The sequence below is a fragment of the Hypericibacter adhaerens genome, assembly GCF_008728835.1.
Classification (GTDB): domain Bacteria; phylum Pseudomonadota; class Alphaproteobacteria; order Dongiales; family Dongiaceae; genus Hypericibacter; species Hypericibacter adhaerens.
Genome location: NZ_CP042582.1, coordinates 4,617,381 through 4,640,156, shown reverse-complemented (window position 1 = coordinate 4,640,156; position 22,776 = coordinate 4,617,381). Strand labels below are relative to the sequence as shown.

General features: G+C 66.5%; 20 protein-coding genes. 17 read left to right on the top strand and 3 right to left on the bottom strand.

The window, feature by feature from the left end; genetic code table 11:
* Nucleotides 1-66 precede the first annotated feature (66 nt).
* The 8 genes from FRZ61_RS20775 to FRZ61_RS20740 all read left to right on the top strand — a co-directional run bounded on the left by FRZ61_RS20775 (nt 67) and on the right by FRZ61_RS20740 (nt 8,991).
* Nucleotides 67-1,455: an extracellular solute-binding protein gene (locus FRZ61_RS20775; protein WP_151120923.1), complete on the top strand. Its 1,389-nt coding sequence runs from the start codon at nt 67-69 to the stop codon at nt 1,453-1,455.
* Between the two features lie 72 nt (nt 1,456-1,527).
* Nucleotides 1,528-2,454 carry a carbohydrate ABC transporter permease gene (locus tag FRZ61_RS20770; RefSeq protein ID WP_151119531.1) on the top strand — a complete coding sequence of 309 codons (927 nt, stop codon included), beginning with the start codon at nt 1,528-1,530 and terminating at the stop codon, nt 2,452-2,454.
* A complete protein-coding gene (locus tag FRZ61_RS20765) occupies nt 2,447-3,352 on the top strand; it encodes a carbohydrate ABC transporter permease (RefSeq protein WP_225308925.1) in 906 nt (301 codons plus the stop codon). The genes FRZ61_RS20770 and FRZ61_RS20765 overlap by 8 nt, the downstream gene beginning before the upstream one ends.
* A gap of 7 nt (nt 3,353-3,359) precedes the next feature.
* Nucleotides 3,360-4,442 (top strand): ABC transporter ATP-binding protein, encoded by a 1,083-nt coding sequence (locus FRZ61_RS20760; protein WP_151119530.1) that lies wholly within the window; start codon nt 3,360-3,362, stop codon nt 4,440-4,442.
* Nucleotides 4,439-5,524, top strand: coding sequence for an ABC transporter ATP-binding protein (locus FRZ61_RS20755; protein ID WP_151119529.1), 1,086 nt, complete (start codon nt 4,439-4,441; stop codon nt 5,522-5,524). Before FRZ61_RS20760 ends, FRZ61_RS20755 begins: the two co-directional genes overlap by 4 nt.
* A 46-nt stretch (nt 5,525-5,570) precedes the next feature.
* Nucleotides 5,571-6,776 carry a hypothetical protein gene (locus FRZ61_RS20750; RefSeq protein WP_151119528.1) on the top strand — a complete coding sequence of 402 codons (1,206 nt, stop codon included), beginning with the start codon at nt 5,571-5,573 and terminating at the stop codon, nt 6,774-6,776.
* A gap of 16 nt (nt 6,777-6,792) precedes the next feature.
* On the top strand, nt 6,793-8,073 hold the full coding sequence (locus FRZ61_RS20745) for an NAD(P)-dependent malic enzyme (RefSeq protein WP_151119527.1): 1,281 nt from the start codon (nt 6,793-6,795) through the stop codon (nt 8,071-8,073).
* Nucleotides 8,074-8,346: 273 nt separating this feature from the next.
* Complete coding sequence (locus FRZ61_RS20740) at nt 8,347-8,991, top strand: superoxide dismutase (RefSeq protein ID WP_151119526.1); 645 nt, start codon at nt 8,347-8,349, stop codon at nt 8,989-8,991.
* Between the two features lie 200 nt (nt 8,992-9,191).
* Here FRZ61_RS20740 and FRZ61_RS20735 read toward each other — a convergent pair whose 3' ends face one another.
* Together FRZ61_RS20735 and FRZ61_RS20730 are read right to left on the bottom strand one after the other, a co-directional pair.
* The gene (locus FRZ61_RS20735) at nt 9,192-9,956 is read right to left on the bottom strand and encodes an SDR family NAD(P)-dependent oxidoreductase (RefSeq protein WP_151119525.1); all 765 of its coding nucleotides are present in this window, start codon (nt 9,954-9,956) and stop codon (nt 9,192-9,194) included.
* A 146-nt stretch (nt 9,957-10,102) separates the two neighbouring features.
* Nucleotides 10,103-11,521, bottom strand: a complete 1,419-nt coding sequence (locus FRZ61_RS20730) for an FAD-binding oxidoreductase (RefSeq protein ID WP_151119524.1) — start codon at nt 11,519-11,521, stop codon at nt 10,103-10,105.
* A 348-nt stretch (nt 11,522-11,869) separates the two neighbouring features.
* Between FRZ61_RS20730 and FRZ61_RS20725 the strand changes: the two genes are divergently transcribed.
* Nucleotides 11,870-12,598, top strand: a complete 729-nt coding sequence (locus FRZ61_RS20725) for a winged helix-turn-helix transcriptional regulator (RefSeq protein ID WP_151119523.1) — start codon at nt 11,870-11,872, stop codon at nt 12,596-12,598.
* 70 nt (nt 12,599-12,668) lie between these two features.
* On the opposite strand, the gene FRZ61_RS20720 is transcribed toward FRZ61_RS20725, so the two are convergent.
* Complete coding sequence (locus tag FRZ61_RS20720; RefSeq protein WP_225308924.1) at nt 12,669-13,814, bottom strand: serine hydrolase domain-containing protein; 1,146 nt, start codon at nt 13,812-13,814, stop codon at nt 12,669-12,671.
* A 292-nt stretch (nt 13,815-14,106) separates the two neighbouring features.
* On the opposite strand from FRZ61_RS20720, the gene FRZ61_RS20715 reads away from it, so the two are divergent.
* The 8 genes from FRZ61_RS20715 (at nt 14,107) to FRZ61_RS20680 (ending at nt 22,611) form a co-directional block, all read left to right on the top strand.
* Nucleotides 14,107-15,786 (top strand): ABC transporter ATP-binding protein/permease, encoded by a 1,680-nt coding sequence (locus tag FRZ61_RS20715; RefSeq protein WP_407657862.1) that lies wholly within the window; start codon nt 14,107-14,109, stop codon nt 15,784-15,786.
* A 185-nt stretch (nt 15,787-15,971) separates the two neighbouring features.
* Nucleotides 15,972-16,715 carry a DeoR/GlpR family DNA-binding transcription regulator gene (locus FRZ61_RS20710; RefSeq protein WP_263641741.1) on the top strand — a complete coding sequence of 248 codons (744 nt, stop codon included), beginning with the start codon at nt 15,972-15,974 and terminating at the stop codon, nt 16,713-16,715.
* A gap of 169 nt (nt 16,716-16,884) precedes the next feature.
* On the top strand, nt 16,885-18,405 hold the full coding sequence (gene glpD / locus FRZ61_RS20705; RefSeq protein ID WP_151119520.1) for a glycerol-3-phosphate dehydrogenase: 1,521 nt from the start codon (nt 16,885-16,887) through the stop codon (nt 18,403-18,405).
* 29 nt (nt 18,406-18,434) lie between these two features.
* Nucleotides 18,435-19,526 (top strand): ABC transporter ATP-binding protein, encoded by a 1,092-nt coding sequence (locus FRZ61_RS20700; protein ID WP_151119519.1) that lies wholly within the window; start codon nt 18,435-18,437, stop codon nt 19,524-19,526.
* 9 nt (nt 19,527-19,535) lie between these two features.
* Entirely contained in the window at nt 19,536-20,648 is a 1,113-nt protein-coding gene (locus FRZ61_RS20695) for an ABC transporter ATP-binding protein (protein ID WP_151119518.1), read from the top strand.
* Between the two features lie 3 nt (nt 20,649-20,651).
* A complete protein-coding gene (locus tag FRZ61_RS20690) occupies nt 20,652-21,518 on the top strand; it encodes a carbohydrate ABC transporter permease (protein WP_151119517.1) in 867 nt (288 codons plus the stop codon).
* A complete protein-coding gene (locus FRZ61_RS20685) occupies nt 21,515-22,315 on the top strand; it encodes a carbohydrate ABC transporter permease (protein ID WP_151119516.1) in 801 nt (266 codons plus the stop codon). Before FRZ61_RS20690 ends, FRZ61_RS20685 begins: the two co-directional genes overlap by 4 nt.
* 14 nt (nt 22,316-22,329) lie before the next feature.
* Entirely contained in the window at nt 22,330-22,611 is a 282-nt protein-coding gene (locus FRZ61_RS20680) for a DUF2160 domain-containing protein (protein WP_151119515.1), read from the top strand.
* Nucleotides 22,612-22,776: the final 165 nt, after the last annotated feature.

Here is a 22,776-nt window from a genome sequence, read left to right as displayed (position 1 = left end):
ACCCGGCGTCGTTTCCTGCAAGGAGCGGCCGCCGTTGCCGGTTCGGCATTGCTGCCGAGCTATGTGATGCGTCCGCGGTCCGCGCAGGCGGCGTTGGCGCTGGACACGGTCGATACCGATGCGGCCGCCGCCGCCAAGAAACTCGCGGCCGGCCGGGACATCACGCTCAAGATCCTCGAGCCCTCCGGCTCGCTCGGCAACGTGAAGCCGGTGGCCGAGGTCTGGACGGCCCAGACCGGCATCAAGGTCGAGTATATCGAGGTGCCGCTGGGCGAGATCAACCAGAAGATGCTGCTGGAGGCGGTGGCCAAGACCGGCGCCTTCGACATCGCCCTGCCGGCCACCTTCGGGATTCCGGACCTGGTCGAGTCGGGCATCCTGGTCAATCTCGACAAATATGCCGCGAAATACCAGCCCGACGGCTTCCAGGCCGACACGCTCTATTCGATCGGCGATTTCTACAAGGACAGCTTCTACGGCTACCAGACCGACGGCGACACCTATGTGATGTTCTATCTCAAGGAGTGGCTGGACAATCCCGAGGAGCAGAAGGCCTTCGCCGACGCGAACGGCTATGCCCTCAAGGTGCCGGACACCTGGGAAGAGCTCGACGCCCAGCTCAAGCATTTCCACCGCCCGGACAAGGGCCAGTATGGCGGCGCCTTGTTCCGCACCCAGTATTTCATCGCCTGGGAATGGTGGGTGCGCTTCCATGCCAAGGGCTTCTACCCCTTCGACAACGACCTCAACCCGCAGATCAACAACGAGGCGGGCGTGAAGGCGCTGGAAGAGCTGGTCGCGGCCTCGCAGTATCTCTACCCCGGTGCCCGCACCAACGGCCTGTTCGAGAATTTCGAGGCCTATGGCAAGGGCGACAGCTACGCCAATATCGGCTGGGGCGGCACGCAGAAATACCTCAACAGCGACAAGTCGAGCGTGAAAGGCAAGCTCGCCTTCGGCTTCACGCCGGGCGGCAACGTCAAGGGCAAGCTGCTCAAGACGCCCTACTTCAACTGGGGCTGGAACTATGTCGTCTCCAGCGTGTCGAAGGAGCCGGAGATCGCCTATCTCTTCACGCTCTTCGCCACCAGCCCGAAGGAATCGACCGTGGCCGTGCGCGATCCGGACGGCTATTTCGATCCCTTCCGCTCCGAGCATTACAAGGACCCGGATATCATCAAGTCCTACTCGGAGGCGTTCCTGGTGGTGCACGAGGCCTCGATGCGGGGCAGCATCCCGGACCTCTATCTCAAGGGTCAGGGCGAGTATTTCGACGCGCTCCGGGTCGCCATCCAGGATGTCGATGTCGGCAAGCAGAAGCCGAAGGAGGCGCTCGACGACGTCGCCAACACCTGGAACCGCATCACGCGGCGCGCGGGCAAGAAGGGCCAGCAGGAGCAGTGGAAGTTCCTGAAGTCCCTCTATCCCCGGAGCATCCGCGACGAGCTGACCTGACCTGGACGAGGCCTATGGTGCCGGCGGGCGGGGATGTTCCCGCCCGCCGGTTCCTCCTAGACTGACCGGACCATGACCTCTCAGACCGTTGATCCAGCGACGACAGCGCCGACGGGTCGGACGCGGCGCCTGCTTCCCTTCAACGTCGCGCTCGTGCTGCCGGCGCAGCTCACCATGCTGGCCGTGGTGCTGGCGCCGACCCTGATCGCGATCTGGCTCAGCCTGACCGACTGGCAGCCCACCCAGGGCACGGCCTGGTACGATGCCGAGTTCTCCTGGTTCTGGAACTTCAACGATCTCTGGTTCGACACGCGCTTCATCAACTCGCTCTGGCGCACCGCGCTGGTGGTGGCGGTTGCGGTCGGATTCGAGCTCGTCATCGCGCTGGGGCTGGCGCTGCTGTTCCTCGACGAATGGCCCTGGCGCAAGCTCGCCGTCAGCGTGCTGATCCTGCCGATGATGATCGTGCCGGTCGACGCGGCCAACGCCTTCTTCATGCTGTTCAACGATCGCGGGCCGATCAATCACCTGATCGGGTTCGTCACCGGCATGAACTTCCAGTTTTCTTGGCTCTCCGACCCGGACTGGGCGCTGGCGCCGATCGTCGCCTGCGAGGTCTGGCAATGGACGCCGCTCATGTTCCTGCTGCTGCTGACGGGCCTCATGAACCTGCCGCAGAACCAGATCCGCGCCGCCCAGGCGCTCGGCGCCTCGCAGGTGCGGATCTTCTTCCGCATCATGCTGCCGCTCCTGACGCCGGTGATCCTGGTGGCGCTCCTCATCCGCAGCATCGAGACCTTTAAGATCTTCGACGCCATCTACATCCTCACGCGCGGCGGGCCCGGCGCCTCGACCGAGACCATCTCGATGTACATGTATAACGGCGCCTTCGTCTATTTCCGCATCGGCTATATCGCCGCCGCGGCGCTGGTCGTGCTGGTTCTGGTCGTCTCCATCTGCCTGGCGCTGGCCCGGCCCCTGAAGCAGCACCATGGCTAGGGCGGCGATGGTCGGCAAGGAATCCCGGGGCGGGAAGGCCCTGCGCCGGATCGCCGTGGCGCTCGCCATGGTGATCAGCTTCTTCCCGATCTTCTGGCTGGTTTCGACCTCGCTCAAGCCGCAGGACGAATGGGCCGCCTATCCGCCGGTCTGGGTCACGGAGCGGCCCACGCTCCAGAACTACCGCATCGTGTTCGCGCCCGAGGCCGCGCGCGCCTTCGCGGCCAGCGAGGCGGGCTCGCTCGACTACAAGGTCTCGACCAGCGCCTGGAAGGCCTTCGGCGATTCCGCGATCATCTCGGTCTCGGCCACGATCCTCTCCGTGCTCTTCGGCACGCTGGCGGCCTACTCGATCTCGCGCTACCGCACCGGCGGCGACAACTACCCCTTCCAGTTCCTGACCATCCGCATGTTCCCGCCGATCGCGGTGGTGGTGCCGATGGTGGTGGTGTTCTCCTTCCTGCGGCTCTCCGACACCTTCCCGGGCCTCATCATCGCCTATACGGCCTTCACCCTGCCGTTCTCCGTCTGGATGATCCGCAGCTTCATCGACGAGGTGCCGGTCGAGATCGAGGGCGCGGCCATGCTCTATGGCATGGGCCCTCTGCGCGCCTTCCTTACCGTGACCCTGCCGCTGGTCAAGGGCGGCATCCTCGCCACGGCCCTCTTCATCTTCATCCTCAACTGGTCGGAGTTCCTGTTCGCCCTCACGCTCACCCAGGGCCATATCGTCACCGTCACGGTCCAGGTGGCGAACTATGTCTCGGCCAGCTCCGGCAAGCTCTATGGCGTGCAGGCCGCCATGGGCACGATCTCGACCCTGCCGGTGATCGTCTTCGGCTACCTGATCCAGAGCCAGCTCGTGCGCGGCCTCTCCTTTGGCGCGGTCAAGCGGTGAGGGTGCCATGACGGCGAAGCTCGAGCTGCGCGATCTGGAGAAGCGCTTCGACGAGACCGTCGCGGTCAAGAAGCTGTCGCTTTCGCTGGAGAAGGGCGAGTTCGTGTCGCTGCTGGGCCCCTCCGGCTGCGGCAAATCGACGACGCTCGCCATGGTGGCCGGCTTCGAGACCCCGACCGCGGGCTCGATCCTGGTGGACGGACAGTCGGTCGAGGGGCTGCCGCCGCAGCGCCGGCGCATCGGCCTCGTGTTCCAGGACTATGCGGTCTTCAGCAAGCTCAGCGTGCGCGCGAACCTGGCCTTCGGGCTCGAGGCCAAGGGCGTGGGGCGGGCCGAACGCGCGAAGGCCGTCCAGGCCATCGCCGAGCGGCTCGACCTGACGAACCTGCTCGACCGGCGCGGCGACCGGCTCAACATGAGCGAGATGCAGCGGGTCGCGATCGGGCGGGTGCTGGTGACCGAGCCGCAGCTCGTCCTGCTCGACGAGCCCATGTCCAATCTCGACGCGGCGCTGCGGGCCAGCCTGCGCGGCGAGATGAAGCTGATCCAGAAGCAACTGCAGCAGACCGTGCTCTATGTGACGCACGACCAGGTCGAGGCGATGAGCATGTCCGACCGGATCGCGGTCATGAGCATGGGCGAACTGCAGCAGATCGGCACGCCGGAGGAGATTTATCGTCGGCCGCGCAACCGCTTCGTCGCCGAGTTCATCGGTGACCCTCCGATCAACCTGATCGCCTGCGAGGTCCAGACCGGCGGCGGTCAGGTCGCCGTCACCACCGCCGGCCATCGCGGGCTCGTGCTGGGCCGTGGTTCCGCGCCGGCCGGCCGGCACTGGCTCGGCATCCGGCCGCACGACATCCGCATCGGAACGGGCGGCAGTTTTCCCGTCCGCTTTCTCGAGACGCTGGGCGCCGAAGAGGTGCTGCATGTCGAGTATGGCGGGCAGCTCCTCCAGATCGTCACGCCGACCGGCCAGGCGCGCGAAGGCGACCGTGTCTCGCTGCAGTTCGATCTGAGGCGCGCCCTCCTGATCGATGCCGGCAGCGACGCCGTCCTGCCGATCGAATCCTTCGGGGTGGCGGCATGAGCGCGCTCCAGATCCAGGGCCTGACCAAGCGTTTCGACAAGGTGACGGCGCTGGCCGATATCGGGTTCGAGGTCGCGGAAGGCGAGTTCCTCTGCGTGGTGGGCCCCACCAATGCCGGCAAATCGACCCTGCTCAAGACCATCGCCGGCCTGATCCGGCCGGACCGAGGCCGCATCCTGGCCAAGGGCCGCGATCTCGCCGACGTGGCGCCCAAGGATCGCGGCGTGAGCCTGCTGTTCCAGAACATCGCGCTGTTCCCCACTATGACGGGCTTCGAGAACATCGCTTTCCCGCTGACCGCGGCGGGGGAGACGGGAGCTTCGGTCGAGGCGCGGGTGCGCCAGACGGCCGAGCTGCTCAGGATCGGCCATGTGCTGAACCGCTATCCCCGCACCTTCTCCGGCGGCGAACAGCAGCGCGTGGCGATCGGGCGAGCCATCATCCGGCCGAGCGACCTGCTGCTGCTCGACGAGCCGCTCTCCAATCTCGACGCCCGCATCCGCATCGCGCTCCGGATCGAGTTCAAGAAGCTGCATCGCGAGCGCCGCCAGACCATCCTCTATGTCACGCACGACCAGATCGAGGCGATGAGCCTCTCGGACCGGATCGTGGTGCTGAACGAAGGCCGCATCCAGCAGATCGGCCGGCCGCAGGAGATCTATGACCGGCCCGCCAACCGCTTCGTGGCACGCTTCATCGGCACGCCGCCGATGAACATCCTCGATGCCGAGGTCACGAGCGAGGGCGGCGCGCCGATCCTCGCCGGCGCCGGCTTCCGGGTCCCGTTGCGGAACCTCGACCCGGCGATCACGACCCTGCCGCGCCAGGTGGGGCTGGGCTTGCGGGCCGAGGAGATCCGCGTCGCGCCGGCAGAGAGCCGCGACACGCCTTTTCCGGCCGAGATCGTCTGGGCCGAGCATCTGGGCCCCAAGACCATCCTCGATCTGCGGCTGGGCTCCACGGCGCTGAAGGCGGTCATCGCCGACGATCATGCCGTGAAGGGCGAGGGGCGGGCCTGGCTCGGCTTCACGCCCAAGCCGCATCATCTGCTCAATCGCGAGACAGACCAGTTCCTGCGCTGAAGCCGGAACGGGCAAGAACCCAAAGGACAGGCAACAGGAGGCCATCATGGCGAAGGGGCACAAGCATCAGCATGGACATGGCCATGTTCACCACGCGCCTGCGGTGCAGGGGGGACCGGCCAAGAAGCTGCCCGGCAAGTTCGATTACGGCGCCTTCTCGAAGGATCTCGATCTCTCGCCCGCGCGCAGCCTCGAGGCCGTCATCGCCATGACGCCGGAGGACATGGCCAGGGCCTCGCGGCCGGTGACCAGCGCCTATAACGAGCTGCTGGCGGTGGCCTCGAGCCTCGAGGATGTGGGCTATCGCCGTCTCATGACCGAATGCGTCGCGGCCCCCCGGGTCACCTTCCTCGAGATGTATCCTCGCGACGACGACCGCAAGAAGCTCTTCAAGGAGATGGTCCGGCTCGGATTCTTCAACAAGGAGGATCATCCGGACGAGGTCTGGCCGCAGGGCCATCTGACGCCGCAGACCTATCTGACGGCACCCTCGAGCCACAACGACTTCTACAACGCCCATCCGGGCGGGCTCGCCATGACGGTCGCCTACAACATCCGCATGGCGGATTCCTACACCCACCATTATCGCCAGGCGCTGGGCCTGCCGCTCAACCGCGACCTGCCGGCGGCGGCACTCTGCGTCCATGAATACCCCAAGGTCTGGCTCTATCAGTGGCTCGCGGACGGTTCCTGGCTCGAGGAGCCGCGCACCGTCTATGACGACACCTGGCATGCGCACTGCATCTATGTCACGGCGGAGCTGATGCACCGTCGCTTCGATTCCCGCATCGTGCTGGCCATGGCGGCGGCTCACCAGCTCTCGGCGCTCGGCGCCTCGATGGACGGCAAGAAGGTGATCTGCAACTGGGTCGGGCTCGAGCGCGTCGCCCATTTCATCAAGGCCGCCGCCTTGATGGCGCAGGTCGATCCGGTCGAGTACGGGCTCCTGGAGAAGAAGGGCAAGGATCTCGTGCTGCCGCCGGTCACGGGCGAGCAGTGGGTCACGCACCTCGCCGACATGAACTGGCCCTACACCATGGGCGCCGCCCATCTCTACACCTACCCGCTTCTGAAGCAGATCGCGGCCGAGGATTACGACCTGTCGGGCCGCGACCTGAACGGCCGGCCCTTCAACCAGCTCAAGAACTATGTCTGGTCGCAGCTCGGCCAGATCCCGTTCTACGAGGTCTGGGTTCGCGAAGGCGAGGCGGCCGCGCGCAAGGTGGTGAAGCGGCTGGTCTCGAAGCGTTAGAGGACAACCCCTCAGGATGGCCAACGCTCCCGTCACCAAGGAGGCGGCGCTCGCCTTCGGCCGCGACGTCTATTACGGCCATGGCAAGATCGAGATCCTGCCCAAGGTCGCGGTGCATTCGCTGCAGGACATGGCGGTTGCCTACACGCCCGGCGTCGGCCATGCCGTGCGCGAGGTCCAGGCGCGCGCCGAAGCGCTCTCGGAGCTGACGGCCAAGGACAATCTGGTCGCCATCGTCACCGACGGCACGGCGGTGCTGGGCTTCGGCAATGCCGGTCCCCGCGCCGCGTTGCCGGTGATGGAAGGCAAGGCCACGATGTTCAAGCTGCTGGCGGGCATCGACTGCTTCCCGCTCTGCATCCAGGCCCGCGACGCCGCCCATCTGGTCGACATCCTCGAGGCGCTGGAGCCCGGCTTCGGCGGCTACAACATCGAGGACGTGGCGGCCCCCGCCTGCTTCGAGGTGGTGCGCCGGCTCGAGGAACGCGTCGCCATTCCGGCGATGCATGACGACCAGTACGGCACCGCCACCGTCATCGCCGCGGCGCTCATCAACGCGCTCAAGGTGACGGGTCGCAAATCCCAGGATGTGCGGGTGGTGGTGAACGGGGCCGGGGCGGCCGGGACCGCGACGGTCGATATGCTCCAGGCGCTGGGGATCGGCGAGATCACGGTCCATGACAAGGTCGGGATCCTCCATCGCGGCGGGCTTTATCCGCACGAGCATTGGCGGCGCATCGCGCATGAGACCAATCGCGACGGCCTCCAGGGCGATCTCGCCGCGGCCCTGCGCGGTGCCGACGTCTTCATCGGCGTGTCGGTCGCCAATCAGGTGACGCCGGACATGGTCCGGTCGATGGCGCCGGGGCCCATCGTGTTCGGCCTTGCCAACCCCGAGCCGGAAATCCGGCCCGACCAGGCGCAAGCCGCCGGGGCCGCCATCACCGCCAGCGGCCGCTTCGACTTCCCGAATCATTGCAACAATGTGCTGGCCTTCCCGGCCCTGATGCGGGCGGCGCTCGACACCAGGACCCGCCGCGTCAGCCGCGAGATGTGCCTCGCCGCCTCGCGCGCCATCGCGGCCGAGGTGCCGGACGCGGCGCTCGCCCCCGATCTGATCCTGCCCAGCCCCCTTTCGGAGACGCTTTATCCCCAAGTGGCGGAGGCCGTCGCGCGCGCGGCCGTTGCCCAGGGGCTGGCGCGGGTCGATCCCGGCCCCGGCGCGGTGGCCGCGAAGACGGCACATCTGCGTCGCCTGGTGCATGAGCGCCAGCGTTCGCTGCCCTCGATCTCCTGATCCACGACGGCTCCTCCGCAAAACGCATGGCGGCGATTCCGCCGTCCATGACGGAACCGCAACGCTTCTCCTTCGTTTTCATGTCGTCGCGGCATCCGCCTGCGATTTGAGCCACTGCCTGTTTCTGCAGCAGGTTCGCGTCGTCGCATCAATCCGAGGTCGGGGGCTTGCATTGCTGCGGCCGAGGCTCGATCTCTCAAGCAGCCGCCGCGGCCGGTCGGCGGCGGACAGCCCGCGATCACCGAACAGATCAGATCACAGAGGAGAGGACCAATGGCCTTCAAACTTCCCGACCTGCCTTATGCGAAGGACGCCCTGGCCCCGCATACATCGGCGGAGACGCTCGAGTTCCATCACGGCAAGCATCACAAGGCCTATGTCGACAAGCTCAACGAGCTGATTGCCGGCACCGAGTTCGAGGGGATGTCGCTCGAGGACATCATCGTCAAGTCCCATGGCGTGAAGAAGCACCAGGCGATCTTCAACAATGCCGGGCAGCATTGGAACCATTCGCAGTTCTGGACCGCGATGAAGCCCCGGGGCGGCGGCAGGATCCCGGGTTCGCTCGAGAAGCGCATCATCGCCGACCTCGGCAGCGTCGAGGACTTCAAGAAGACCTTCACCGAGCAGGGCGTGGGCCAGTTCGGCAGCGGCTGGGTCTGGCTGGTCGAGGCCGACGGCAAGCTGCAGGTGACCAAGACCGCGAATGCGGAGAATCCGCTGCATGAAGGCCAGCGCATGATCCTCGTCTGCGATGTCTGGGAACACGCCTATTACATCGACTATCGCAACGAGCGGCCGAAGTTCCTCAAGACCTTCCTCGAGCATCTGGTCGATTGGGAAGCCGCGGCCGCGCGCCTCGAGGAGAAGGCCCCGAGCGCGAAACCGGCCAAGTCTCACGGCCGCTCGGCGGCGTAGGCAGACTCACGACAACCCAGTCACCCTCAGGTCATGCCCCAGGGTGACTGGGTGGTGCGCCATGTGTCATGCCGGCGAAGGCCGGCACCCATGAACACGAGCGTCACCCAGTGTTGCACGGGCGGGTGTTCATGGCCCCCGGCCTTCGCCGAGGTGACGAAAAGGGGCGGGCCAGTGCCCTTCTCGGGGCTGCCTCTTCGTCAATTCTGTATCCGCTTCGTCAGGCTGCCATCGACCACGAGATTGGCGCCGGTGACGAAGCTCGCAGCGGGGCTCGCCGCGAACACCGCCATGTTGGCGATTTCTCCCGGCGTCGCCATGCGGCCCAGCGGGTTCTCCTTGATGGTATCGGCAAAGACCGCGGGCTGCTCCTGCTCGACCTGATGCCAGAAACCGCCCTTGAAATAGGTGGTGCCGGGGCTCACGAGATTGGCGCGGATGCCCATCGGGGCCAGATGGCGCGCCAGCGACTTCACATAGAACATCAGGGCCGCCTTCAGCGCGCCATAGGCCGAGGATTCATAGCCGTAATCCTCCGAGCCCGAGATCGAGGCGATGGCGACCACGGCGCCCGCCTTCGAGCGCTTCAGATGCGGGATCGCCGCCTCGGCGGCATTGACGGTGTGCATCAGGTCGATCTCGAAGGCGGCGCGGAAGGCGTCGGGCGTGGCGCCGCTGGCGAGGCCGCTGGCATTGGCCACCAGGATGTCGATGCCGCCGAGCTCCCTGGCGCTTGCCTCGACCCAGCCGACCAGCGCCGCACGGTCGCGTACATCGACCGCCTTGCCGAAGACACGGCGGCCGCCCTGCGACAAGGCCTCGACCTCGGTCTCGACGCCCTTCGCGTCGCGGGCGCAGATCGCGACATCGCAGCCTTCGGCAAGAAGCCCCCGCGCGATCGCGTTGCCGATGCCGCGGGTGGCGCCGGTCACGAGTGCCTTCTTGCCGGCGAGATGAAGATCCATGGTTCCCCTCCGATGTCGTGATGGAGGGCGCAGCCTAGAGCATTTCCGCCGGGCCCGACATCGGCCGAATGGAAAGCGGCCTCGGAAGGAGGGAAAGCGCTGCCGGCTCGCGCGGACCGGCAGCGCTCTCGTGGGGCGGTTTCCGTTCAGCTCGGCCGGATGTTCTGGTTGAGCCTGAACAGATTGTCCGGGTCGTAGCGGTGCTTGATCGCCGCCAGCCGCGGATAGTTGGCGCCGTAGGCGAGCTGGACGCGATCCTGCTCGTCATCCGGCATGAAATTGACATAGACGCTGCCGGCCGCGTGAGGCGCCATGTCGCGCGCGAGCTTGCGCGCCCAGCCGATGCAGGTTTCGTCCTGTGTCGGTTCGCGCCAGCGGGTATGCACGTTCATGATGAAATGCGACTGGCGCTGCGGATAGGCGGTGGCTTCGGGCGCCACCCGCGCCATGGCACCGCCGACATGGGCGATGAAGATCTCGCATTCGGGCCCCGGCAACCGCCCGGCGGCGGCGAGGAGCGCGTCGATGGCGCCGTCGCCGAGCTCGACGAAGTCGTGGCTCTTCCAGTAGTTGCGGGCTCCCGGCGTCAGCAGCGGATCGAACGCCGCCTGCCAGCCGGCGAAGGGATGCGGGCTCACCACATCGGCGATGGGCTTGCCCATCGCGCGGAAGGGGGCGGCCGCCTTCTCGCCCGCCGCCATGTCGCCGGCATAGCAGAGCGCGAAGATCAGCACCTCGCGGCCATGCCATTCCTGCGGGATGAAGGGCAGGGGCGGGGCTTTGCGCATGACGGCCCAGCAAGTGAGCTCGTCGGGTGCCTCGGCCACGAGCCGGCGATACTGCTTCAGCAGCGTCGGCGCCTCGTCGAGCGGATGGACCAGCAGGCCGGAGAGGACCTGCGGGCCCAGGGGATGCAACGCGAACTCGAAGGCCGTCACGACGCCGAAATTCCCGCCGCCGCCGCGCAGGGCCCAGAACAGGTCGACATTCTCGCGCTCGCTCGCATGGACGAGGGCGCCGTTCGCCGTCACCACATCGGCCGAGACGAGATTGTCGATCGTCATGCCGAACTTGCGCGTGGTCCAGCCGAAGCCGCCGCCCAGCGTCAGGCCGGCGATGCCGGTGGTCGAGTTGATGCCGGTCGGCACCACCAGGCCGAAGGCCTGGGTCTCGCGGTCGAGATCGGCGAGCGTGGCGCCGGGTCCGACGATCGCCCGCCGCGTGGTCGCGTTGACCTTGACCGAATTCATCCGCGAGAGGTCGAGCATCAGCCCGCCTTCGCAGACGGCGTTGCCGGCGATGTTGTGGCCGCCGCCGCGGACCGCGAGCGGCAGGCGGTGATCCTTCGCGAAGCGCACCGCCTGGACCACGTCGGAGACGTCCTGCGCGCGCAGGATGAGGGCGGGATGGCGATCGACCATCGCGTTCCAGATCTTGCGCGCTTCCTCGTAGGCGGGATTGCCTGCCAGCAGCAGCTCGCCGCGGACGGCGCGGCGCAGGCCCTCGATCGCGGCGTCGAGAGATGGGCGCTGGGTGGTTCCTGTCTTGTGAATCGAGCTTGTCATTGTCGTTCTTCCTCGGTCGATGAGCGGATGATGGGAATCGATAGGGGCGTCATCCTCATCATCTGGGCGGGCGGGCCTAGTGCAGAAAGTGAACCGCCCTGTCCTGTCGAACCGCTGGGCGCAGGCCCGCGGGGCAAGGGCTCCAGCGGGGCAAGCCTCGACGGGAATGGGGATTTATTCGTGACGAGTTCGAATCCGAACTTTTGATTATATATTTGTAATATATACATTTGTTGTGGAGTTTTACGGCTTCAGATGCGGGAACATGTTCGATTCAGAAATTATACTGGAGCGGCAACCGGGTTGGGTTTAGGTTCCTGGCCCCGCAACCGGAAGGGAGCCCCCGCGATGCCGTCGACCACAGCCGCAGAACCGGATGGCAGCAACAGCTACGGGCAGTTCTGTCCCGTCGCCATGGCCGCCGAGATCGTGTGCACGCGCTGGACGGCCTTGCTGCTGCGCGAGTTCATGGCGGGCAGCACGCGCTTCAACGAGCTGCGCCGCGGCGTGCCGCGCATGTCGCCGGCGCTTCTTTCCAAGCGCCTCAAGGAACTGGAGCAGGCCGGCATCGTCGAGCGCCGGCGCGGCACCGACGGCGAGGATGCTGACTATCATCTGACGCCGGCGGGGCGCGACCTGCGCGACGTGATCTGGAGCCTGGGGATGTGGGGCCAGCGCTGGATCGAGGCGCAGGTGTCGCTCAAGAATCTCGACCCGTCGCTCCTGATGTGGGACATGCGGCGCAATCTCGATCCCACGCCGCTGCCGCCGCGGCGCTCCGTCATCCAGCTCCAGTATCCCGAGCTGCCGGCGGCGCGCCGGCTCTGGTGGCTGATCATCGACAAGGGCAAGGTCGATCTCTGCTCCGTCGATCCCGGCTTCGATGTCGATCTCTATGTCGTCTCCGATCTCAAGACGATGACCGCCATCTGGATGGGGCTCGCATCGGTCGCGGGCGAGGTCGATGCCGGCCGCCTGATCCTGACCGGCGACATGGCGCTGCAGCGCTCGATGCAGCGCTGGCTGGGCCTCAGCCCCTTCGCCAAGGAGCGCAAGCTGGCGGCGGCAGCGGCGTAGCCACCCCATTCATCCTCCCCCTCGCTTGTGCGGGCGGAGAGGAAAACGAGCTGGCGTCGAAATTGAACGATCACCGCAGCGCCTCGACCGCGTTGCCGAAGAGGGCGAAGAGGGAGCGTTCATGGCCCGCAATCCAAGGATCCGGCCAGCAGCCCCAATGGACGATGACGACGCGTTCCTTCGGGTTGATGTAGAGGAACTGGCCGAAGATGCCGATGCCGGTGAAGGCGCCGTCGTGGTTCTCGAGCGCCTGCTTGCCGGCGGGGAACGACCACCACTGGTAGCCATAGCCGAGCGGCCAGCCCTTCTCGATCTGGCCGTAATCGCTCTGCGGCGAATCCCGCCGCGGATGTGAGGCCTCCTCGACCCAGCCTTCGGGCAGGATCCGCTCGCCGCCGGCGATCCCGTCCGCCAGGATGAAGAGCCCGAAGCGCCCATAGTCGCGCAGCGTGAAGTTGCAGGCGCCGCCGCCGCTCTCCTGGCCGCCGGCCGATTCCAGGCACCAGAATCCGTCGCTCTCCATCCCGAACCGGCTCCAGATTCGCTCCGACAGATAGTCGCTGAGGCGCCGGCCCGTGGCGGCATGGAGAATCTCGCCCAGCACATGGGTCTCGCCGGTCTTGTACTGGAACTTGCTGCCGGGCTCGGCCACTCGCGGCAGGCCGCGCATCACCTCGAGGATGCCGCCGTCGCGCCCCTCCCGGATCGCGTCATACATGCGGGCGAAGACCGATTGCCCGTTGCGATAGCCTTCCTCCCAGAACACGCCCGACGACATCTGCAAAAGATGGCGGATGGTGGTGCCCTCGTAGGCCGAGCCCCTGAGGATCGGCAGATAGTCGGTGACTGGGTCCTCGACCGAGCCGATATGGCCCTGGTGGATGGCGGCGCCGATCAGCGTCGAGACCACCGATTTGCCGACCGAATAGGAATGCCAGCGTGACTGCTCGTCGGTGCCGAGACGATAGCTCTCATGCGCGATCCGGCCGTCCTTGAGGATCAGAAGGCCGGCCGTGCGGCCCGCCGCCATGAATTCCTCGAGCCCGACCGTCCGGCGCTGCAACGGGACGGTCAGATCGAGTGCCTGCGGATGGCGGGGCAAGGGATGGATTCCTGTCCCGCGCGTAATGGTCCGGATCGGAAAATACCGGTCGCGGCTGCGGTTGATCACCGGCTGCTCCTCCGGCGTCATGTTCATGATCCGATCGAATTCCATCCGCTTTCTCCGGGACTAAGCCCTCGAGCCTAGCGAGGCGTCTCGCACCTCGTCCAGTCGGACCGGCCCCGTCCTCTCCCCGAATCCGGTCGGATGACCGGATTAATCTTCGTCCAGCGTGGAATGCCGAGGATTGGCGCGCCGCGCCGCGGCTGTCATATCAGGCCCGCGGGGCCTGAGAGGATGTGGCCGCAAGCGAGAAAGGCGTGCTTCGATGTTTGGAAAGTGGCGGGGATTCGCCCGGGATCTTTGGGCCCTGACGCGCCCTTATTGGTTCTCCGAGGAGCGGTGGGTGGCGCGAGGCCTGCTGGCCGTCATCGTCGCGTTGAATCTGGGCCTGGTCTATCTGCTGGTCATTCTCAACCAGTGGAACAACCTGTTCTACAACGCGCTTCAGGAAAAGAACTTCGATGCCTTCGCCCATCAGCTCCTGCGCTTTGCCTGGATTGCCGCGGCCTATATCGCGATCGCCGTCTACAGCCTCTATCTGCGCCAGATGCTGGAGATCCGCTGGCGGCGCTGGCTGACCGAGCATTTCATCGGCCGCTGGCTCGCGAGCCAGACCTACTATCGGCTGCAGCTCCAGGGCAGCACCACCGACAATCCGGACCAGCGCATCGCGCAGGATATCAGCCTGTTCGTGCAGCAGACGCTGGCGATCTCGCTCGACCTCCTGAGCAACACGGTCACGCTCTTTTCCTTCCTCACCATCCTCTGGGGCCTCTCCGGCGCGCTGACGATTCCGCTGGGCAGCCATAGCCTGGAGATCCCGGGCTACATGTTCTGGGTGGCCCTGGTCTATTCGGCGATCGGCACCTGGATCACCCACAAGGTTGCGCGGCCGCTGGTGCGCATCAACAACCAGATGCAGCGGTTCGAGGCCGATTTCCGCTACGCGCTGGTGCGCCTGCGCGAGAATGCCGAGGGCGTGGCGCTCTATGGCGGCGAGGCGGACGAGGCGAAGGGCCTCGCCGGACGCTTCGGCGCCATCATCGGCAACTGGCGCGAATATATGCGCTTCACGAAACGCTACACCTGGTTCTCGAACGGCTTCGGCCAGGTCGCGGAAATCTTCCCGATCCTGGTGGCGGCCCCGCGCTTCTTCGCCGGCGCCATCCAGCTCGGCGGCCTGATGCAGACAGCCTCGGCCTTCGGCCGCGTCCAGGGGGCCATGAGCTGGTTCGTGAACAACTACGACACCATGGCGAGCTGGAAAGCGACGGTCGATCGCTTGACCGGCTTCGAGGCCAGCATGGCCCGCATCGCCGGCGAGCCGGGCGGCATCCGCCGTCACCCCTCGCCGCAGCCGGCTATCACCGTCGATGGTGTCGATGTCCAGTTGCCCGACGAGCGGCCCTTGATCGCAGCGGCGAACCTGTCGATCGAGCCGGGCCAGTCGGTGCTGATCACCGGCCCCTCCGGCTCGGGCAAGAGCACGCTCTTCCGCGTGCTGGGCGGGCTTTGGCCCTTCGGCCGCGGGGCCGTGGCGGTGCCGGCCGGCACCCGATCGCTGTTCCTGCCGCAGCGCCCCTACCTGCCGCTGGGACGGCTGCGCGACACCGTCACCTATCCGGGGCTGACCGTGCCGGCCAGTGATGACGAGATCCGCGAGGTCCTGGGCGCCTGCCAGCTCGGCCAGCTGGCCGGCCGTCTCGAGGAAAGCGCCAACTGGGCCCAGCGCCTCTCGCCCGGCGAGCAGCAGCGTCTCGCCATCGCGCGGGCGCTCCTGCAGAAGCCCGACTGGCTCTTCCTCGACGAGGCGGCCTCGGCGCTCGACGAGACCAGCGAAACCGCCCTCTATCGGCTGCTGAAGCAGCGGTTGCCGCGGACGACGATCGTCAGCATCGCCCATCGCGGCAGCCTCGCGGGATTCCATGACCGCCGGGTCGAGATCAGGCAGAGTGAGGATGGAATCGGCCATCTGGCCGAGGCCCCGGCCCCGGCGAGCGGGCCGGCGCGCATTACAGCCTGAAAAGGTAGCGGCCTCAGGTCGTTACAGGAGCGTCACCAGGCCTGCCGGCAGGGTTAAAAACGAACAAAAAACGAACTTTCTTGGTTTTCAAATGAAACATGCAAGAATACCGGTCCGAGGCGCTGCCCGCGCGAGCGGGGCGCCGGCGATGGACCGAGCCTAGCCCCATGCTTTCCGAGCGGCAGATGGAGATCCTGAATCTGGCCCGGGCCCAGCGGCGCGTCAGCGTCGACGAGCTGGCCGAGAAATTCAGCGTCACCAGCCAGACCATCCGGCGCGAGCTCAACGATCTCTGCCAGCGCCAGATGCTGCAGCGGGTCCATGGCGGGGCGGTGATGCTCTCGGGCATCGAGAACGTCTCCTACGATTCCCGCCGCGTGCTGGCGCCCGACGCCAAGCGGCGGATCGGCGTCAAGGCGGCCTCCCTCATCCCCGGCAACTGCGCGCTCTTCATCAATATCGGCACCACCACCGAGCAGGTGGCCCACGCCCTCACCAACCATGTCGGGCTCGTGGCCATCACCAACAACATCAATGTGGCCAATATCTTGCGGCCCGCCCACAGGATCGAGGTGATCATCGCGGGCGGGGTGGTGCGGCGCTCCGACGGCGGCATCGTCGGCGAGGCGACGGTCGATTTCATCAACCAGTTCAAGGTCGACTATGCCGTGATCGGCGCCTCGGCGATCGATCCGGACGGCACCATCCTCGATTACGACTATCGCGAGGTCTGGGTCTCGCAGGCGATCATGCGCAATGCCCGCCAGGTGATCCTGGTGGCGGACGCGATGAAGTTCCGCCGCAGCGCGCCGATGCGAATCGCCCATTTTTCCCAGATCAACGTGTTCGTGACCGACGAGGAGCTGCCCCAGCCGCTGGCCCGGATCGCGGCCGAAAGCGGCGTGCAGGTCGAGATCGCGGCCGACTGACGACCCCCGAAAATCCCGGCCTGCCTGAGGCTTGGGCACCCGCTGCCCGGCAAGGCAGCAGTCTGCCCGCTTCTGTTGCATTTTCGATTGAGCGCGTTTTGATCATCAAATATGCTGCAAAGAAACAAAAACGAACATGAATGAAAACTCAGGGTTCGCTGGGGGGCCGATGACCGCCGCTTACGACCTCGCCGTGATCGGCGGGGGCATCAATGGATGCGGGATCGCGCGCGACGCCTCGGGCCGCGGGCTCAAGGTCTTCCTCTGCGAGCAGGGCGACCTCGCCGGCGCTACCTCCTCGGCCTCGACCAAGCTGATCCATGGCGGCCTGCGCTATCTCGAGTATTACGAGTTCCGGCTGGTGCGCGAAGCCCTCATCGAGCGCGAGGTGCTGCTGCGCGCCGCCCCGCATATCATCCGGCCGCTGCGCTTCGTCCTGCCGCGCCGGGCCGGCATGCGGCCGGCCTGGCTGATCCGCCTCGGCCTCTTCCTCTACGACCATCTGGGCGGCCGCGAGATCCTGCCCGGCACCCGCTCGGTCGATCTGCGCCGCGACGAGGCGGGCAAGCCGCTGAAGCCGGACCTGACCGCGGCCTTCGAATATTCGGACTGCTGGGTCGAGGACGCGCGGCTGGTGGCGCTCAACGCCGTCGACGCGGCGGAGCGCGGCGCCGTGATCCGCACCGGAACGCGGTTCCTGGGCGCGCGGCGCAAGCCCGGCGGCTGGCAGATCGAGCTCGAGGATGTCGCCACCGGCAGCAAGGCCGAGATCGAGGCCAAGGCCCTCGTCAATGCCGCGGGACCCTGGGTCGGCGAGGTGCTGGTGAAGCGTCTTGGGCTCGGCACGACCGCCAAGGTGCGGCTGGTCAAGGGCAGCCATATCGTGGTGCGCAAGCTCTTCGATCACGAGCGCGCCTATATCTTCCAGAACGATGACGGGCGGATCATCTTCGCCATCCCCTATGAGCGCGACTTCACGCTCATCGGCACGACCGACGTGGACGAGCATGGCGACCCCGCCCATGTCGCCATCTCCAGGACCGAGACGGAGTATCTCTGCGCCTCGGCCAACCGCTACTTCGCCCGCTCCATCGCGCCCGCCGACGTCGTCTATTCCTACTCGGGCGTGCGGCCGCTCTATGACGACGGCGCCAGCGAGGCCAAGGCCGCGACGCGCGACTATGTGCTGGAGCTCGATGCGCCCGAGGGCCAGGCACCGGTGCTCAATGTCTTCGGCGGCAAGATCACGACCTATCGCCGGCTCGCCGAATCGGCGCTGGCGAAGCTCGGCTCCCATTTTCCCGGCATGACCGCGCCCTGGACCGCCAAGGCGCCGCTGCCCGGCGGCGAGTTTCCGGTGGGCGGCGTCGACCGTATCGCCGAAGCCTTGCGCGCGGGTCTGCCCTTCATCGCGCCCGATCACGCGAGACGCCTGGCGCGCGCCTATGGCACGCGCGCCCAGCGGATTCTCGAGGGCGTGCACCGGCCCGAGGATCTGGGCCCGCATTTCGGCGCCGACCTCTATGAGCGCGAGGTGATCTATCTGGTGCGCCAGGAATGGGCGCGGTCGGCGCGCGACGTGCTGTGGCGACGCTCGAAGCTGGGCCTGCATGTCGGCAGCGAGGATATCAAGGCGCTCGAGAGCTGGTTCGAGCAGAAGCGAGGCGAGTTGCGTGCACCGGCCGCCTGAGGCCGGAAGGGAAGAGGACAAGGGGCTGAATGACGCTTGAGCTGCGAAACGTGACGCGTCAGGTGGGCGGGCAGATCCATATCCGGGATCTGTCCCTGACCCTCGAGCATGGGACGCTCAATGTCCTGCTCGGGCCGACGCTGTCCGGCAAGACCACGCTCATGCGCCTCATGGCCGGGCTCGACCAGCCGACCACGGGCCGGGTGTTCTGGGACGGGGCCGACGTGACCGGCGTGCCGGTGCGCAAGCGCAGCGTCGCCATGGTCTATCAGCAGTTCATCAATTACCCGACGCTGAGCGTCTACGAGAACATCGCGAGCCCGATGCGGGTTGCGGGCCAGCCGAAAGAGGAGATCGATCGGCGCGTCCGCGAGGTGGCGGAGCTCCTGAAGTTGACGCCGCTGCTGCAGCGCACGCCGCTCGAGCTCTCGGGCGGCCAGCAGCAGCGCACGGCGCTGGCCCGCGCGCTCGCCAAGCGGGCGGGCCTGCTGCTGCTGGACGAGCCGCTCGCCAATCTCGACTACAAGCTGCGCGAGGAATTGCGCCAGGAGCTGCCGCGCATCTTCGCCGCCACCGGCGGCATCCTGGTCTATGCCACCACCGAGCCGCTCGAGGCGCTGCTGCTCGGCGGCAGCACGGCCACGCTCGCCGAAGGTCGCGTCACGCAGTTCGGCCGCACCATCGACGTCTATCGCCGCCCCAACAGCCTGGAGACGGCGCGCATCTTCTCCGATCCGCCGATCAACACGCTGGCGGTGCAGAAATCGGCAGGCCTCTTCAGCTCGGCCGCGGGCCATCTCAAGTTGCCGGCCTCGGGATCCTGGGCGTCGCTGCCGGACGGCGCCTATGTCGTCGGCTTCCGCCCCGACCATCTCTATCTCGCCAAGCCCGGACCCGATGCGATCGCGATCAGCGGCAAGGTGGCGATCGCCGAGATCACCGGGTCGGAAAGCTTCGTCCATGTCGATTTCGCCGGCGAGCGCTGGGTGGCGCTGGCGCATGGCGTGCACGACCTGCCGATCGGCCAGCCGGTCCCGCTCTATCTCGATCCCAACCGATTCCTCCTGTTCAACGCCTCGGGCGCGCTCGCAGCCGCACCCGGCGCGCGGGCGGCGGCATAGGGGGCGGCGATGGCACGCATTCATCTCGACGGCGTCGCCCACTCCTACCGCCCGGACCCGCAGGGTCCGCAGGACTATGCGCTGAAGCGCCTCGACCATGTCTGGGAGGATGGCGGCGCCTATGCGCTGCTGGGACCCTCCGGCTGCGGCAAGACCACGCTCCTCAACATCATCTCGGGCCTCATCACGCCGAGCCAGGGCCGGCTGGTCTTCGACGGCACCGACGTGACGGCCCTGCCGACGGCGGCGCGCAACATCGCGCAGGTGTTCCAGTTCCCGGTCATCTACGACACCATGACGGTGGCCGAGAACCTGGCCTTCCCCTTGCGCAACCGCCATGTGGCGTCGGGCGAGGTGCGCAAGCGCGTGGCCGAGGTGGCGCAGATGCTGGATCTGACGACCATCCTCAAGAAGCGCGCGCGCGGCCTCACCGCCGACGTGAAGCAGAAGATCTCGCTCGGCCGCGGGCTGGTGCGGCCCGACGTGGCCGCGATCCTGTTCGACGAGCCGCTCACCGTCATCGATCCGCATCTCAAATGGATGCTGCGCTCGAAGCTCAAGGAGCTGCACCGCCAGCTCAAGTTGACCATGATCTATGTGACCCACGACCAGACCGAGGCGCTCACCTTCGCCGACAAGGTCGTGGTGATGTTCGAGGGCGAGGTGGTGCAGATCGGCACGCCCGAGGAGCTGTTCGACCGGCCGGCTCATACCTTCGTCGGCTACTTCATCGGTTCGCCCGGCATGAACGTGGCGCCCGTGACCGTCGAGGGCGATCGCGCACGTCTTGCCGGCCTGGAATCCGGGGGCCAGGAGATCCGGCTCGCCCGGGTCTATCCGGGGCTCGCGCAGGGTGCGCGCATCGAGCTCGGCATCCGTCCCGAATTCGTGCGCGTCGGCGCCAATGGCGCGGGCCTGCCGGCGCGCGTGCTCAAGGTCGACGATGTCGGGCGCTACCGCATCGTGCGCGTCGATCTGGGCGGCCAGGTCTTCAACGCGATCGCTGCCGAGGAGGCCCGCATCGAGGGCGACCGGACCCAGGTCCTGCTCGATCCCGCCAACATCCACATCTATGCGGACAGCCGGCGCGTCGAAGGCGTGGCCGCGGGGGCGGGGGCCTGAGCCATGGACAAGACCTGGAACAACAAGGGCTGGTTCATGGTGCTGCCGGTGCTGCTGCTGGTGGCCTTCAACGCGATCGTGCCGCTGATGACGGTCGTGAACTACTCGGTCCAGGAGACCTTCGGCGACAACGTCTTCTTCTTCCACGGCGTCGGCTGGTTCCAGGACGTGCTCCATTCCGACCGGTTCCACGACGCGCTCGGCCGCCAGCTCGCCTTCACCGCGATCATCCTGGTGATCCAGGTGCCGCTCGGCGTGGCGATCGCGCTCACCATGCCGCGCAAGGGCGTATGGGTCTCGGTCTGCCTGGTGCTGATGGCGCTGCCGCTCCTCATTCCCTGGAACGTGGTCGGCGCCATCTGGAACATCCTGGCGCTGCCCGATATCGGGCTCCTGGGCCGCGGGCTCAACGCCCTGGGCTTCGACTACAACTACACGCGCCAGCCCTTCGATGCCTGGTTCACCCTCATCCTGATGGATGTCTGGCACTGGACCTCGCTGGTGGTGCTGCTCGCCTATGCCGGGCTGATCTCGATCCCCGACGCCTATTACCAGGCGGCGAAGATCGACGGCGCCTCGCGCTTCGCGGTGTTCCGTTACATCCAGCTGCCCAAGATGAAGCGCGTACTGACGATCGCCATCCTGCTGCGCTTCATGGACTCCTTCATGATCTACACCGAGCCCGCGGTGCTGACCGGCGGCGGGCCCGGCAACTCGACCACGCTGCTCTCGATCGACCTCGTCAAGATCGCGCTCGGCCAGTTCGACCTGGGGCCCGCGGCGGCGATGTCGATCATCTACTTCCTGATCGTGCTGTTCCTCAGTTGGGTCTTCTACACCCTGATGATGCGAAACGAGGCTCAGTCATGAAGCGCGTCGCCTGGCTGGTGCCGGCCCTCTATATCCTGTTCCTGCTGGTGCCGATCTACTGGCTCGTCAACATGTCCTTCAAGACGACCAACGAGATCCTGGGCGCCTTCACGCTCTGGCCGCGGAACTTCACGTTCGGCAACTACGCCAAGATCTTCACCGATCCGACCTGGTACAACGGCTATATCAATTCCATCATCTACGTCACCATCAACACGGTGATCTCGGTCGCAGCGGCGCTGCCGGCGGCCTATGCCTTCTCGCGCTACCGTTTCGTCGGCGACAAGCATCTCTTCTTCTGGCTCCTGACCAACCGCATGGCGCCGCCGGCGGTCTTCGCGCTGCCCTTCTTCCAGCTCTATTCGGCGATCGGGCTGTTCGACACCCATATCGCGGTCGCGCTCTCGCACTGTCTCTTCAACATCCCGCTCGCGGTCTGGATCCTCGAAGGGTTCATGTCGGGCGTGCCGAAGGAGATCGACGAGACGGCCTATATCGACGGCTACTCCTTCCCGAAATTCTTCGGGCGGATCTTCATGCCGCTGATCGCGTCCGGTATCGGCGTCACGGCCTTCTTCTGCTTCATGTTCTCCTGGGTCGAGCTGCTGCTGGCCAAGACCCTGACCTCGGTGGCGGCCAAGCCGATCGCGGCCGTCATGACGCGCACGGCCAGCACCTCGGGCTACGAGCTGGGTCTGCTGGCCGCGGCGGGCGCTCTCACCATCATTCCCGGCGCCGTCGTCATCTATTTCGTGCGCAACTACATCGCCAAGGGCTTCGCGCTGGGCCGCGTCTGAGGAGGGAACCGACCATGGGCCTCACATGGATGGCATGGACCTGGGAGACGGCGACCTTCTTCGTGGTCATCTTCCTGCTGCTTTGCGCCATGACCGCCTGGGAGCTGAAATCGCCCGGCGGCGCGCCGCGGCTCGGCATCCTCGGGCTCGAGACGACCCGCGGCGACCGGCTCTTCATCTCGCTCCTGGGCGCCGCCTTCATTCATCTCGCGTGGCTGGGGCTGGTCGATGCCGACCTCTGGTGGGCGCTCGGCCTGTCGCTGGTCTATGCGTTCTGCGTGTTTCGCTGGGTCTGAGCGGCGGGCCCTCGGGATGGAGGTCCGCCGTCGCTGGGTTGAGGTTCGAGTGAGGTTCGGATCGCGTCGCAGGGATTCGAGCCCGGGAGGGAAATGACGAGACAGGAAGCCGGACGTGGCGGCCCGAAAAGCCGCCGCGATGCCGGACCAAGGAAGGATGCCAAC